This is a genomic window from Pseudomonas sp. TE3644 (genome assembly GCF_056278815.1).
Genome location: NZ_JBWBQF010000001.1, coordinates 1,213,178 through 1,227,426, shown reverse-complemented (window position 1 = coordinate 1,227,426; position 14,249 = coordinate 1,213,178). Strand labels below are relative to the sequence as shown.

At 64.3% G+C, this 14,249-nt stretch carries 14 protein-coding genes; 11 read left to right on the top strand and 3 right to left on the bottom strand.

The annotated features are described in order from the left end of the window. Positions 1 to 84: 84 nt before the first annotated feature. The 5 genes from ACZ9GA_RS05555 (at position 85) to ACZ9GA_RS05535 (ending at position 4,639) form a co-directional block, all read left to right on the top strand. A complete protein-coding gene (locus ACZ9GA_RS05555) occupies positions 85 to 885 on the top strand; it encodes a formate/nitrite transporter family protein (protein WP_457356705.1) in 801 nt (266 codons plus the stop codon). A gap of 800 nt (positions 886 to 1,685) precedes the next feature. Next, positions 1,686 to 2,090 (top strand): hypothetical protein, encoded by a 405-nt coding sequence (locus tag ACZ9GA_RS05550; RefSeq protein ID WP_457356706.1) that lies wholly within the window; start codon positions 1,686 to 1,688, stop codon positions 2,088 to 2,090. A 67-nt stretch (positions 2,091 to 2,157) separates the two neighbouring features. Continuing rightward, entirely contained in the window at positions 2,158 to 2,427 is a 270-nt protein-coding gene (locus ACZ9GA_RS05545; RefSeq protein WP_457356707.1) for a DUF3253 domain-containing protein, read from the top strand. A gap of 125 nt (positions 2,428 to 2,552) precedes the next feature. After that, on the top strand, positions 2,553 to 3,860 hold the full coding sequence (gene tcuC / locus ACZ9GA_RS05540) for an MFS transporter (protein WP_457356708.1): 1,308 nt from the start codon (positions 2,553 to 2,555) through the stop codon (positions 3,858 to 3,860). An 11-nt stretch (positions 3,861 to 3,871) separates the two neighbouring features. Then, positions 3,872 to 4,639 carry a substrate-binding domain-containing protein gene (locus ACZ9GA_RS05535; protein ID WP_457356709.1) on the top strand — a complete coding sequence of 256 codons (768 nt, stop codon included), beginning with the start codon at positions 3,872 to 3,874 and terminating at the stop codon, positions 4,637 to 4,639. Here the strand turns inward: ACZ9GA_RS05535 and ACZ9GA_RS05530 are convergent. Further along, positions 4,633 to 5,541, bottom strand: a complete 909-nt coding sequence (locus tag ACZ9GA_RS05530) for a LysR family transcriptional regulator (protein WP_457356710.1) — start codon at positions 5,539 to 5,541, stop codon at positions 4,633 to 4,635. The two genes, ACZ9GA_RS05535 and ACZ9GA_RS05530, sit on opposite strands and share 7 nt — an antisense overlap. A 182-nt stretch (positions 5,542 to 5,723) precedes the next feature. Here ACZ9GA_RS05530 and ACZ9GA_RS05525 point away from each other — a divergent pair, with 182 nt between their 5' ends. The 6 genes from ACZ9GA_RS05525 to cobF all read left to right on the top strand — a co-directional run bounded on the left by ACZ9GA_RS05525 (position 5,724) and on the right by cobF (position 11,373). Continuing rightward, positions 5,724 to 6,224, top strand: coding sequence for a DUF4142 domain-containing protein (locus ACZ9GA_RS05525; protein WP_457356711.1), 501 nt, complete (start codon positions 5,724 to 5,726; stop codon positions 6,222 to 6,224). A gap of 84 nt (positions 6,225 to 6,308) precedes the next feature. Continuing rightward, positions 6,309 to 7,268 (top strand): class I SAM-dependent methyltransferase, encoded by a 960-nt coding sequence (locus ACZ9GA_RS05520; RefSeq protein WP_457356712.1) that lies wholly within the window; start codon positions 6,309 to 6,311, stop codon positions 7,266 to 7,268. 522 nt (positions 7,269 to 7,790) lie between these two features. Next, positions 7,791 to 8,810, top strand: a complete 1,020-nt coding sequence (locus ACZ9GA_RS05515; protein ID WP_457356713.1) for an ABC transporter substrate-binding protein — start codon at positions 7,791 to 7,793, stop codon at positions 8,808 to 8,810. After that, positions 8,807 to 9,847: a FecCD family ABC transporter permease gene (locus ACZ9GA_RS05510; RefSeq protein ID WP_457356714.1), complete on the top strand. Its 1,041-nt coding sequence runs from the start codon at positions 8,807 to 8,809 to the stop codon at positions 9,845 to 9,847. Before ACZ9GA_RS05515 ends, ACZ9GA_RS05510 begins: the two co-directional genes overlap by 4 nt. Next, a complete protein-coding gene (locus ACZ9GA_RS05505) occupies positions 9,844 to 10,605 on the top strand; it encodes an ABC transporter ATP-binding protein (RefSeq protein ID WP_457356715.1) in 762 nt (253 codons plus the stop codon). Before ACZ9GA_RS05510 ends, ACZ9GA_RS05505 begins: the two co-directional genes overlap by 4 nt. Positions 10,606 to 10,614: 9 nt before the next feature. Beyond that, positions 10,615 to 11,373, top strand: coding sequence for a precorrin-6A synthase (deacetylating) (gene cobF, locus ACZ9GA_RS05500; RefSeq protein ID WP_457356716.1), 759 nt, complete (start codon positions 10,615 to 10,617; stop codon positions 11,371 to 11,373). A gap of 465 nt (positions 11,374 to 11,838) precedes the next feature. Here cobF and ACZ9GA_RS05495 read toward each other — a convergent pair whose 3' ends face one another. Both ACZ9GA_RS05495 and ACZ9GA_RS05490 read right to left on the bottom strand, forming a co-directional pair. Next, the gene (locus tag ACZ9GA_RS05495; RefSeq protein ID WP_457356717.1) at positions 11,839 to 13,698 is read right to left on the bottom strand and encodes a SurA N-terminal domain-containing protein; all 1,860 of its coding nucleotides are present in this window, start codon (positions 13,696 to 13,698) and stop codon (positions 11,839 to 11,841) included. A gap of 208 nt (positions 13,699 to 13,906) precedes the next feature. Then, positions 13,907 to 14,179 carry an HU family DNA-binding protein gene (locus ACZ9GA_RS05490; protein WP_008373806.1) on the bottom strand — a complete coding sequence of 91 codons (273 nt, stop codon included), beginning with the start codon at positions 14,177 to 14,179 and terminating at the stop codon, positions 13,907 to 13,909. Positions 14,180 to 14,249 lie beyond the last annotated feature (70 nt).

The following is a 14,249-nucleotide window of genomic DNA, read 5'->3' as shown; positions in this document are numbered from 1 at the left end:
AATCAATGTCGCAAATCGTCGCAGGGCCAGGATGGCGCAGCGTGGTAAAGCGCACCCTTTTATCCGGCTCAAGAGTGACTCCCCATGTCCCTGAACACCCCCCAGCAGATCGCCGAAATGGCCATCGAAACCGGCACCAAAAAAGCCCAGGCACCGCTCTCGGCGATCCTGGTGCTGGGCTTTCTGGCCGGTGCCTTCATTGCCCTGGGCTTTTTGCTGGACATCCACGTCAGCACCATGATCCCCGGCCCTTGGTCGTCGCTGGGCAACCTGCTGGGCGCCGCGGTGTTCCCCCTGGGACTGATTCTGGTAATCCTGGGCGGCGGCGAGCTACTGACCGGCAACATGATGACCCTGCCCATGGCGCTCTTCAGCGGCAAGATCGCATTGGGCGCGCTGCTGCGCAATTGGTTGCTGGTGACCCTGGCCAACCTGGCTGGCGCGGTGTTCGTGGCCTACTGCTTCGGCCATGTGCTGGGCCTGACCGAAGGGCCGTTCCTGGCCAAGACCCTGGCCATTGCCAACGCCAAGGCCAGCGCCGACTTCACCCATGCCTTCGTCTCGGGCATAGGCTGCAACTGGATGGTGTGCCTGGCCGTGTGGCTGAGCTACGCCAGCAAGGAAGTGACCGGCAAGATCCTGGGCATGTGGTTCCCGGTGATGGGCTTCGTGGCCATCGGTTTCCAGCACGTGGTGGCGAACATGTTCGTGATCCCGGCGGCCATCTTTGCCGGTGCGCTGGACTGGAGCCTGTGCGTGAACAACGTGGTGGCGGTGTTCCTGGGTAATGCCGTGGGTGGCGCGGTGTTTGTGGGCCTGGCCTACTTCGTGGCATTCGGCAAGCAGGCGCGCGCCGAGGCCGCGCTGGTTGAAGTCCAACGCTGATACCGCGCCATACGCCAAGGCGGACCAGGCGATCCCACAGGCAAAACTGGCCCGAAACAAATGTAGGACCGGCCTCTGGCCGGGAAGCGCCGCGCGGGCGGCGCGCGATCTCCAGAGCGCCACAACAACATCGGCTGGCACCTGCTGGCCATGATGCAACCTCCTGTGGGACCGGGGGGCCGCCCATCCGGTCCCACACCCATACCCCAAGCCTACCCGTAGCCGCTGCCGAAGGCTGCGCTGGCCCTGTGTTCCACTGGAGATTTTCAGGGCTCACTCAGGCCAGCGCAGCCTGGCGGCAGCGGCTACGGGCTGCGTTGGATTTCAGAGATGCATGTCGCAAGATTTGCAGCACTCATGAGATCCGCGGCGCTTCCCGAGCTTCGCCGGATGCCCCCCCCCCGGTCCCCCACCCATACCCCAAGCCTACCCGTAGCCGCTGCCAAAGGCTGCGCTGGCCCTGTGTTCCACTGGAGATTTTCAGGGCTCACTCGGGCCAGCGCAGCCTGGCGGCAGCGGCTACGGGCTGCGTTGGATTTCAGAGGTGCATGTCGCAAGATTTGCAGCACTCATGAGCTCTGCGGCGCTTCCCGAGCTTCTCCGGATGGCCGCCCCCCCGGTCCCCCACTCATACCCCAAGCCTACCCGTAGCCGCTGCCGAAGGCTGCGCTGGCCCTGTGTTCCACTGGAGATTTTCAGGGCTCACTCGGGCCAGCGCAGCCTGGCGGCAGCGGCTACATTGCCAAGCGATCGCGAACGCTTTATAAACCGGGCCCTTCCCTTTGTGAGCCGTACCGATCATGGACCCGATCCCTGCCCGCCTGAGCTGGCGTTTTCACCTGGCAAGCCTTGCCCTGTTGTTGCTGTCTTCCGCTGGCGCAGCCCTTGGCGTGGGTCTCGGCTCGCTGTTCGTGGGCGGCATGCTCACCGATCCGATCTACTACAACCCCTTCAACGCTGCGCGGCTGACGGTGTTTATCCTCGGCGCCGTGGTGGGTGTGGCCACCTTGTGGTGGATCTACCTGCACCTGGCGCGCCACGCATGTCAGCCTGCCAATCGGCGGCGCCGCTTGGCGGGCCTGGCCTGCGGGATGATCACGGGCCTGTTTTTGCTCGAGCAGGCCGAAACCTGGACCGTACGATTTGCCGTTGCCTTGGTGATGCTGGGTGCCATCTGGCTGGCACGCATCCGCCGCGACACCTGATGATGAAAACCTGACGGCTGGCCCCGGCTCTGTTACAAAGACATTTTTGTTACTGCCGCGCACTCCCATGACCATCGACGACAGCATGATTACCCGGGCGATTTTCGCCCTGCTCTCCCAACGCGCCCCCGAGGACTCCATCTGCCCCAGCGATGTGGCACGGGTGCTGAGCGCCGACGAAGCCTTGTGGCGCAGCCTGATGCCTGACATCCGCCGCGTGGCCTCGTGCCTGGCCGAAGCAGGCGTTTTGCGCATCACTCAAGGCGAGGCCACCCTGCCCCCGAATGCCATCGGCAGCGGCCCGATCCGTCTGCGCCGCGGGCGGCTGATGCGCTGACTGATAACACTTGCGCATTAATTCATCAGAAATATGCAGTTATCATTTCAAAATATTTCCGCGACCATCGTCCCCTTACAAGAAACCCATGTGCCCTGCCGCACGTGTCATAAAAACGATGGGAGATGCACATGCAGTCCTCGCACCAGGGCGCGTCCGCGTCCGCACGCGCCAAAGCCGGCGCGGTATTCCGGGTAACCTCCGGTAATTTTCTGGAACAGTTCGACTTCTTCCTGTTCGGCTTCTACGCCACCCACATCGCCGCCGCCTTCTTCCCCGCCAGCAGTGAGTTCGCCTCGCTGATGATGACCTTCGCCGTGTTCGGCGCCGGCTTCCTGATGCGGCCGCTGGGCGCGGTGATCCTGGGTGCCTATATCGACGACGTGGGCCGCCGCAAGGGGCTGATCGTGACGCTGTCGATCATGGCCAGTGGCACCATCCTGATTGTGCTGGTGCCCGGTTACGAAACCATCGGCCTGCTGGCCCCCGCCCTGGTATTGCTGGGCCGCCTGCTGCAAGGCTTCTCGGCCGGTGCAGAGCTGGGTGGCGTGTCGGTGTACCTGGCCGAAATGGCCACGCCCGGCAAGAAAGGCTTCTACACCAGCTGGCAGTCGGCCAGCCAGCAAGTGGCTATCGTGGTGGCTGCCGCGCTGGGCTACGGGCTGAACCAGTGGATGAGCGGCGATGACATTGCCGCATGGGGCTGGCGCATTCCGTTCGCCGTGGGCTGCATGATCGTGCCGTTCATTTTCCTGCTGCGTCGCAAGCTGGAAGAAACCGAAGAGTTCAGCGCCCGTCGTCATCGCCCAGCCATGCGCGAGGTCTACAACACCCTGGTCGCCAACTGGACCATCGTGGTGGCCGGCATGCTGATGGTGGCCATGACCACCACCGCGTTCTACCTGATCACCGTGTACGCGCCGACCTTCGGCAAAAACGTGCTCAACCTGAGCACCGCCGACGCGCTGATGGTGACCCTGCTGGTGGGCGTGTCCAACTTCATCTGGCTGCCCATCGGCGGCGCACTGTCGGACCGCATTGGGCGCAAGCCGATGCTGATCGCCATGACCGTGCTGGCCATCGCCACCTCGTACCCGGCGCTGTCGTACCTGGCCCAGGCGCCGAGCTTTGCGCACATGCTGGAAACCCTGCTGTGGCTGTCGTTCATGTACGGCATGTACAACGGCGCGATGATCCCGGCGCTGACCGAAATCATGCCGGTGGAAGTGCGCGTGGCCGGTTTCTCCCTGGCCTACAGCCTGGCCACCGCCGTGTTCGGCGGCTTCACCCCGGCCATCTCCACCGCGCTGATCCACAGCAGCGGCGACAAGGCTGCGCCCGGCTATTGGATGAGCTTCGCCGCCCTGTGTGCCCTGTGCGCCACCCTGTACCTGTACCGTCGCGGCAGCACCCAGCTGCGCGCCGCTGTGTGAGGGGCGAGGCGATGAAGACATTGATCAAGACCCTGGCAGCCCTGACGCTGGCCGCCAGCAGCCTGGCCCAGGCTACTGAACTGAACGTGATGACCTCGGGTGGCTTCACCGCCGCCTACAAGGTGCTGGGCCCGCAGTTCGCGGCCCAGCACGGCGATACCCTGAACACTATCCTGGGGCCGTCCATGGGCAAGGCCGCCGAGGCCATCCCCAACCGCCTGGCGCGCGGCGAGCACGCCGACGTGGTGATCATGGTCGGCTATGCGCTGGATGACCTGATCAAACAGGGCAAGGTGTTGCCGGGTTCGCGGGTGGAGCTGGCGGACTCGCGCATCGGCATGGTGGTCAAGGCCGGCGAGCCCAAGCCTGACATCAGCAGCGTCGAGGCTTTCAAGAAGACGCTGCTGCAGGCGCGCTCCGTGGGTTATTCCGACAGCGCCAGTGGCGTGTACGTGCAGGACCAGCTGTTCAAGCGCCTGGGTGTCGAAACCCAGCTCAAGCCGAAAGCGAAGATGATCGAGCGTATTCCGGTGGCCGGTGAAGTGGCCAAGGGCAACCCGCAAGTGGGGCTGCAGCAGGTCAGCGAACTGCTGCCCATCGCCGGCGTGACCTACGTGGGCAAGATCCCTGAGCCTGTGCAGTCGGTCACCCGCTTCGCCGCCGGTATCCCGGTGGGCGCCGAGCACCCGGCTGAAGCCAAGGCCCTACTCGACTACCTGGCCTCATCCCAGGCGCAATCGGTGGTCACCGGCACCGGCCTTGACTCGGTGCCTCACTGATCAGCCAGCGGCTTGCGCATATCCCTGATCAGCTGTTCCAGCTCCAGCGCCGCCGGGGTCAATGACCGACCCCGGCGACGAATCAGGCCCACGCTGCGCATCACTTGCGGTTCCACCAGGGGGATGCTGGTCATCCACTGGTGTTCGCCCAGCGGCAGTGCCATCGACGGCACCGCGGCAATCCCCAGCCCCGCCTCCACCAAACCCAGCATCGTGGTCACGTGGCGCGTCTCGCAGATGCTCGGCCGCGCCGGGCGGATGTGCAGCAGCGCCTGGTCGAGTACGAAGCGGTTGCCCGAGGTCTTGTCCACCGAGATGTAGTCCTGCTGGAAGTACTCCTCCCAGGTCAGGGTCTTGCGCCCGGCCAAGGGGTGATCACGGCGGCAGGCGGCCACGTAGTGCTCCTGCACCAGTTGCTCGAATTCAAGCTCGCCCGGCAGGTTGCCGGTGAAGCTCAGGCCCAGGTCGGCTTCGCCGCTGATCACTGCCTGCTGCACGTCGTTGGCGCTGGCGTCGAGCACTTTCACGCGGATGCGCGGGTACAGCTTGTGGTAGCGCGCCACCACCTTGGGCATGAAGTAATAGGCCGCCGAGGGCACGCACGCCACGGTGACGTTGCCCAGGCGCGTGGAGGCCACTTCGCCGATGCCCAGCAGGGCGATGTCCAGGTCATTGAGCAAGCGCTCGGCACTGGGCGCGAATGCGCGGCCCACCATGGTCAGGCTGACCCGGCGCGTGGTGCGGTCGAACAGACGCACGTTGAGCGCGCCTTCAAGCTTCTCGATGCGCCGGCTCAGGGCCGGCTGGGAAATGCTGATGGCCTCGGCGGCCTTGCGGAAACTGCCCTTTTCCACCACGGCACGGAAGGCCTGCAGGTCATTCAGGTCGAAATTGATGCTCATCCCGGTACTCATCACCGAATTTTAATTATCCGATCAGCTTACTGCATGAATGCCGCCTATTGATGCTGGACCTTAGTCGCTAACCGTTCGTCGCCGCAAGCGCACCAACGCGCCGCCCCAGCGCTCCATTATTTACCGCGATGACTTTCATTGCAGATCAACAAGAACAACGGAGACTTACTATGGACGCATTCAAGGCAGGCAAGCTGGCCCTCGCACTGGCGTTGGCCGGCGCACTGAGCAGCCCGGCTTTCGCCGAAACTTCCAATGATTTTGTCGACAATGCCGCGGCTGGCGGCATCACCGAAGTGGAAGCGGGCAAACTGGCACTGGAAAAAAGCAGCTCGGCGGACGTGAAAACCTTCGCCAATCACATGATCAAGGATCACGGCGCCGCCAACGAACAGCTCACGGCCCTGGCCCACAAGCTGGACATCAAGGTTCCTGATGACGGCACGCTGATGCAGCAAGCCAAGCAAAAAATACTGGAGTTGCGTGACGATTCTTTCGACAAGTCCTACGCCAACAACCAGGTGAAAGCACACGAAGACACCGTGGCGCTGTTCAAGAAAGAAGCGGCCTCTTCAGACAATGCCGAGCTCAAGGCTTTTGCGCAGAAAACCCTGCCAACACTTGAAGCCCATCTGAAAATGGCCAAGGAACTGCAAGCCAAGCATCAATAAGCCGTGAGGCGCACGGCTGAGCATTTCCCACAGCCGTGCGCCGCGGTTTACCATGGGGCCTTTATGCCCTGCCAAAAGTCTTCCATGAACACTGATGCCCTCGCCGTACTGCAGCAACAGCTGACCACCGCCCTGCACACCTCGCCCACCGAAACCCGCCGTCTGTTCCATGGCCGCGGCCGCTGCTGGCCGGGCCTGGAGCAGATCACCGTGGACTGGCTGCAAGGTGTGCTGCTGGTGTCGCTGTTCCGCGAACCGGCCGCCGATGAACTGGCGGCCCTCAAGCCCCTGTTGATGGCGGTGGCCCAGGCCACGCCGCAGGTGCACAGCCTGATCCTGCAGCATCGTTATCTGCCCGACAGCGCCGCCGAGTGGCTGCTGGGCGAGCCGGTGGACACCTGGTTCATCGACGAAGATGGCCTGCGCTACCAGCTGGACCTGGGCCGCAAGCAGAACATAGGGCTGTTCCTGGACATGCGCTATGGTCGCCAGTGGGTGCGAGAGCAGGCCGCAGGCAAGCGGGTACTCAACCTGTTCGCCTACACCTGTGGCTTCTCGCTGACAGCCATCGCCGGGGGCGCCGAGCACGTGGTGAACCTGGACATGGCGCGTGCCGCCTTGAGCCGTGGCCGCGATAACCATCGCCTCAATGGCCATGATCTGGATCGCGTCAGCTTCCTGGGGCATGAACTGTTCAAGTCGTGGGGCAAGGTCAAGCGTGGCGGGCCTTACGACATGGTCATCATCGACCCGCCATCGTTCCAGCGCGGCAGTTTTGTCTTGACCCAGGATTACCGCAAGGTGCTGCGCAAGTTGCCGGAGCTGCTGACTGAAGGCGGGGTGGTGCTGGCGTGCGTGAATGACCCGGCCATTGGCTCGGACTTTTTGATTCAGAGCATGGCTGAAGAAGCGCCGGGGCTGGTGTTTCAGCATCGGTTGCAGAACCCGCCGGAGTTTCCCGATGCCGAGGCCGAGGGTGGCTTGAAGGCGCTGGTGTTTGCCCCCTGCGTCGACACACCTTTATCGTCGAACACACAAGGCTGACACCGCCGCTCTCACAGGCCATGGCACGTTGCAACAAATGTGGGACCGGGGGGCCGGCCATCCGGCTCTGCCCGGGAAGCGCCGCGCGGGCGGCGCTCGATCTAATGAACGCTAAAAAAACATCGACTCGCACTTGGCGGCCACGACGCCTTCCCGCAGCCTGGCGGCAGCGGTGGGGCGTGGAGGTGCATGTCTTGAGGGTTGTGGCGGTCCTGAGACCGCGCGCCGCCCGCGCGGCGCTTCCCGGGCAGAGCCGGATGGCCGGCCCCCCGGTCCCACATTTGTTGCAACGTACCATGGCCTGTGAGACCGCGTTGCCAGCCTTGTCTGCCCGCTTTGGAGGGATGGGTTGCTCTGGGTGGCAATGCAGCCTACCCTTGCCCGGCTTTTTCATGCAGGCAGCAGGAAGCCGGTTTGAATCCGGTGCGGTCGCGCCACTGTGTTCGGGCTTTGCCCGTCAGCCAGACCTTGCTGCTTGTTTCCCCTTTCGCCCAACGGACGCGCCATCCCGGGAGCTGCTTTATGCTGTTTCGTCACCTTGCCTTCGCCTGCCTGTCACTGTCGGCCACCGCTGCGTTTGCCGACGCCACTCACTACCCGCTGACCCTGCAGAACTGCGGCCACAGCGTGCGCATCGACGCCGCCCCGCAACGGGCCGTCAGCCTGGGCCAGGCCAGCACCGAGCTGCTGCTGTCCCTGGGCCTGGGGCCGCGCATGGTCGGCACCGGGGTGTGGTTCGGGCCGCTGCCCGCCTCGCTGGCCGATGCCGGCGCGAAGGTGCCGCGCCTGGCCGACAACGCACCCAGCTTCGAATCGGTAGCCAAGGCCGCGCCGGACATCGTCGTGGCGCAGTACACCTACCACGTCGGCCCCCAGGGCGAGGTGGCAACCCCTGAGCAATTGCTCAAGCTGGGCATCCCCTCCTACGTGTCCCCCAGCGACTGCGACGGCAAGGGCGTAACCGCCCATTCCAACGCCGACGGCAGCCGCAGCCAGTTGTATTCCCTGGCGCTGGTGGACAAGGAAATCAGCGAGCTGTCGAGCATCTTCAACGTACCCGCGGCCGGCCAGGCGCTGAGCGCGCGCCTGCACCAGCGCGTCGCCGCGGCGGTGAAGCTGGCCAACGCCACCCCGCACCCGCCGTTGTCGGTGCTGTACTGGTTCTCCAGCACGCGCCTGGAAGGCGACCCGTGGGTGGCCGGCAAGAACGGCGCGCCCGGCTATATCTCCCAGGTGCTGGGCCTGAACAACGTGATCGACAGCGACGAGGAATGGCCCGGCGTGAGCTGGGAAAGCATCGCCGCCAAGGACCCCGACGTGATTGTGCTGGCGCGCATGCAACGGCGCCTGTACCCGGCCGATGACGTCGAGAAGAAGCTGGCCTTCCTGCGCAACGATCCGGTGACCCGCGAACTGAAGGCCGTGCGCAACGGCCGCCTGATTGTGGTCGATGCCAACACCCTGAACCCGTCCATGGGCGTGGTCGACGCCATCGAGCAGATCGCCACGGGCCTGGCTGATTCCACGGGCAAGCACCCGTGATTCAACCCGTGCTGGCCGACAGTGGCCGCGCCCTGCGCTGGCTGCTGGCCGTTCTGGCCCTGGCCAGCCTGGCGCTGTCGATTGCCCTGGCGGTGTCGTTGGGCGAGCTGAATATTCCCCTGGACGTCACCCTCAAGGCGCTGCTCAACGGCCTGGGCCTGGGCAGCTATGAAGTACCGCGCATCCAGCAGGGCATCATTTTTGAATACCGCCTTAGCCGCGCCTTGGTGGCAGCGTGCTGCGGCGCCGGCCTGTCGCTGTGCGGCGCGGTGTTGCAGGCGCTGCTGCGCAATGCCCTGGCCGACCCTTACGTGCTGGGCATCAGTGCCGGCGCCTCCACCGGCGCGGTGCTGGTGATGTTGCTGGGCCTGGGCGGCGGCCTGATCGGCATCTCGCTGGGCGCCTTCCTCGGCGCGGCCTTGGCCTTCGGCCTGGTGGTGCTGCTGGCCACCGGCATCCAGGGCGGCCCGGCGCAAGTGATATTGGCCGGGGTGGCCGGTGCGCAATTATTCAATGCCCTGACGGCGTGGATCGTCTCGACCTCGGCCAACGCCGAACAGGCTCGCAGCGTGATGTTCTGGCTGCTGGGCAGCCTGGGCGGGGTGCGCTGGAACGACGTCGGATTGGCGGCCACCGTGGTGGGCATCGGCCTGGCGGTGTGCCTGTACTGCGCACGCACCCTGGACGCCTTCACCTTCGGCGACGATGCCGCCGCCAGCCTCGGCGTACCCGTGACCCGGGTGCGCTGGCTGCTGTTTGCGGTGACGGCGCTGATCACCGCCAGCCTGGTGAGCATTGTCGGCGCCGTGGGCTTTGTCGGCCTGGTGGTGCCGCACATGGCGCGCCTGCTGGTGGGCCCACGGCACGTGCGGCTGTTGCTGGCCAGCGCGCTGATCGGCGGCAATTTCATGGTGCTGGCCGACATCGCCTCGCGGCTGATCGTGCCCGGGCAGGTGCTGCCGATCGGCGTGGTCACGGCCCTGGTGGGCGCGCCGGTGTTCGCCGCCCTGCTCTACCGCAAGCGAGGCACGGCATGAGCCTGCGCGCCGATAACGTCGGCTGGCACAGCGATGGCCGCCTGATCATTCAAGGCGTCAGCCTGGCCCTGCCCGAGCGCGGCATCCTCGGGCTGATCGGCCCCAACGGGTCGGGCAAGTCGACGCTGCTGCGCTTGCTGGCCGGCTTGCGCCCGCCCAGCCAGGGCAGTGTCAGCCTGGATCAGCAAGCGCTAGCCCAGTGGCCGCGCAAGGCCCTCGCCCGGCGCCTGGCCCTGGTGGAACAGCACGCCGGCACCGACATCGACATCGCCGTGCAGGACATCGTGCGCCTGGGCCGCACGCCCCATCGCGGCGCCCTGGCACCCTGGACCAGCGCCGACCAAGTGATTGTCGATCAAGCCCTGGCGCGCATGCAGTTGAGCGACCTGCGCCAGCGCCCGTGGCGCAGCCTGTCCGGTGGCGAACGCCAGCGCACGCAGATCGCCCGCGCCCTGGCGCAATGTCCCAGCGAGCTGTTGCTGGACGAACCCACCAATCACCTGGATATCCAGCATCAGTTGCAGCTGCTACAACTGATCCAGGGGTTGCCGGTCACGTGCGTGATGGCCCTGCACGACCTGAACCTGGGGGCGATGTTCTGTGACCAGCTGGTGATGCTGCAACACGGTCGCGTGGTGGCCTGTGGCAGCCCCGAACAGGTCATCACCGCTGCGCTGATCGCCGAGGTCTACGGCGTACGCGCCGAGGTTACGCGTTCGACCCACCATGGCCGGCCGCACGTTCAATACCTGCCCTGAGGCATGCCCATGAAAACCGTTCTGGTGATTGGCATTGGCGCCGGCAACCCGGACCACCTTACGCTGCAGGCGCTCAAGGCACTGAACCGCGTGGACGTGTTCTTCCTGTTCGACAAGGGGCCGGCCAAGCATGGCCTGAACGACCTGCGCCGTGACCTGTGCACGCGGTTGGCCACCGAGCGGCCGTGGCGTTTTGTGGAAGCTGGCAACCCCGAGCGCGGAACCGATGGTGGCAGCTACACCAGTGCGGTCGAGCAACTCAATGAAGACAAGCAGCAGGTGCTGGAGCGCCTGATGGACCAGCACCTGGCCGATGGCGAATGTGCGGGCATCCTGGTATGGGGTGATCCGTCGCTGTACGACAGCACCCTGCGTATTTTGCAGACGATACTGGCCGGCGGGCGCCAGATGTTCGAGTACCAAGTCATTCCCGGCATCAGTGCGGTGCAGGCGCTGGCGGCCAGCCACAAGGTCACGCTCAATGAGATTGGGGGGTCGGTGCGGATCAGTCCCGGGCGGCAGTTAGCGACGCCTTTGGCGCCTGGGGACAGTCAGGTGGTGATGCTGGATGCCCATCAGGCGTTCGCGCGGTTGCGTGGGCAGGGGTTGTTTATCTGGTGGGGGGCGTACGTGGGCAGTGTCGATGAGATATTGATTGCCGGGCCGCTGGATGAAGTGGCCGATGAGATCATCCGGGTGCGTGAACAGGCACGTGCGCGGCATGGGTGGATCATGGATACCTACCTGCTGCGGCCTGCATCGTTGTAGCCTAGCGGCAGCGGCTACGGATGGCATGTAGCCGCTGCCGAAGGCTGCGCTGGCCCTGCGCCTCGCTGGAGATTTTCAGGGTTCACACCGGCCAGCGCAGCCTAGCGGCAGCGGCTACGGATGGCAGGTAGCCGCTGCCGAAGGCTGCGCTGGCCCTGCGTCTCGCTGGAGATTTTCAGGGTTCACACCGGCCAGCGCAGCCTAGCGGCAGCGGCTACGGATGGCAGGTAGCCGCTGCCGAAGGCTGCGCTGGCCCTGCGCCTCGCTGAAGATTTTCAGGGTTCACACCGGCCAGCGCAGCCTAGCGGCAGCGGCTACGGATGGCAGGTAGCCGCTGCCGAAGGCTGCGCTGGCCCTGCGCCTCGCTGGAGATGTTCAGGGTTCACACCGGCCAGCGCAGGCTTCGCCAGCGGCTACAAAGAAAAAGGCCGCTTTCGCGGCCTTTTTCGTTGGGGCATCAAACGCTTAGTAGCGCGTGATGTCCGCCTTGGTTTCCAGCGCCTTGCGGTAGGCAGCAAAGTCCTGCTGGCCGGCACGCGAGGCCAGGAAGCGACGATATTGCGCTTTCTCGGCATCGCTGGCAGCAGCGGCTTCGTTGACACCGTTCAGGCGCACTACCACGTAGCTGCCATCGGACAGGGCAACGCTGTCGTAGACCGGCTTGTCCTTGCCCTGGGGCTTGGTCATGCGGAACACGGCCTGCAGCACGGTTGGGTCAACCCCTTCCTGGCTGCGGGTAGCGGCTTCCTGGGTTTTCCAGCCTTGGGCGTCAGCCGCCTTGCCATCACGCAGGCTGGCGATCAGGGCGTCGGCCTTGGCCTTCACCGCGTCGCTGGCCTTGACTTGCGCCAGGTGCTTACGGATCGCGTCGGACACGGCTTCCAGCGGCAGTTGCGCCGGCTTGCGGTGTTCCTTCACGTGCACCACCACGGTGGTTTCCGGGTCCAGTTCGATGGCCGAGCTGTTGGCGCCTTCGTCCATCACTTCGGGGCTGAACGCGGCCTGGATGACGGCACGGTTGGCGGTCACGCCTTCGCTGCCACCGTCGCGACCGAACGCTGCGGAGGTCTGCACCTTCAGGCCCAGGTCCGAGGCCGGCTGCACCAGGTCAGAGGCTTCGAACGCCGAGTCTTCCAGCTTCTTCGCGGCATCGACGTACATCTGCTCAACCTGGGCGGTCTTGGCTTCGCGGGTCAGCTTGTCTTTCAGGCTGGCGAAGGTCGGCACGTTCGGTGCCTGCACGCCCAGCAGCTTGATCAGGTGGTAGCCGAACTGGCTGCGCACCGGCGCCGACACCTGGTCCTTGTTCAAGGCATACAGGGCGGTTTCGAAGGCCGGGTCGTAGACACCCTTGCCGGCGTAACCCAGGTCACCGCCATTGTTGGCCGAACCCGGATCCTGCGAGAACTCCTTGGCCAGCTTGGCGAAGTCTTCGCCCTTGGCCAGGCGCGCCTGGATGTCTTCGATCTTGGCCTTGGCCTGGGCGTCGGTGGTCTTGGCGTTGACTTCGATCAGGATGTGCGCGGCACGACGCTGCTCGGACAGCGCAGCGGTCTGGGCCTTGTAGGCGGCCTGCAGGTCTTCGTCCTTGACGGTGACCTTGTCGAAGAACGACGACTTCTTCAGCTCGATGTAGTCAATCACCACCTGGTCGGGGCTCATGAACTCTTTAGCGTGCTGGTCGTAGTGCGCCTTGATTTCATCGTCGCCAACCTTGACGGCGGACGGATCAGCCTTGAGCGTCAGCGAGGCGAAATCGCGGGTCTGTTTTTCCAGACGGGCGAAGGCCTGCACCTGGGCGTCGGTGACGAAGCTGCTGCCCGCCACACCGGCGCGCAGTTGGCCGACCAGCATTTCCTGGGCCATCATCTGGCGGAATTGCAGACGCGAGTAGCCCATCTGGCGAATGACGGCGTCGAAACGGTCGGCGCTGAACTTGCCATCCACCTGGAACTCAGGGGTTTGCAGGATCAACTGGTCCAGCTCGGCTTCCGAGAAGCTGAACTTGGCATCGGTGGCGCCCTGGATCAGCAGCTTGCGATCGATCAGCCCTTTGAGTGCGGCTTCACGCAGCATTTTCTCGTCGAGCATGGAAGCGTCGAAGTCCTTGCCCAGCTGTTGCATCAGCTGGCGGCGTTGCATTTCGACAGCCTGGGCCAACTCGCTCTGGGTAATGGCGTCGCCATTGACCTTGGCGGCTTCGGCGGTATGGCTGGTGGCCTTGAAAATGGCATCGAAGCCGGTCAGTGCCATCAAGGCAACGATGACACCGATGATGGTCTTGGCAATCCAGCCTTGTGAATTGTCCCTGATATTCTGCAGCATGCGTCCCCCAGAAACGGTTGTACTGATTAAGCAACCGCGGAGAGTGGGTAGAATCCGGATAGAAGAAAGGCGCATCCGAGGATGCGCCTTCTCGTAACTGGCGGAGCAATCACCGGCGCCGTGCGTCGGCTTGAGACCAGCTCAATGGCTGCTCCGCTTCCAGGTCGGAAATTTTTCCCGCCCCGGTCGGGCAAAGGCGTGAAAGAACTTAGTTTACCGCTTCTTTCAGTGCTTTGCCGGCTTTGAAGCCAGGCTTCTTGGCAGCAGCGATTTCCAGGGTCTTGCCAGTCTGTGGGTTACGGCCAACGCGAGCTGGACGGTCAGTCACAGAGAAAGTACCGAAACCTACCAGTACCACGGAGTCGCCAGCCTTCAGAGCGCCAGTGACGGAGTCGATTACTGCGTCCAGCGCGCGGCCAGCTACAGCTTTCGGGATATCAGCAGATGCGGCGATAGCATCAATCAGTTCCGACTTGTTCACTCTAAGTCCCCTTATATCTATATGAGTTTGTTTCTAAGTATGTGGTGAAAGCTAAAACTGCGCCGGGAGG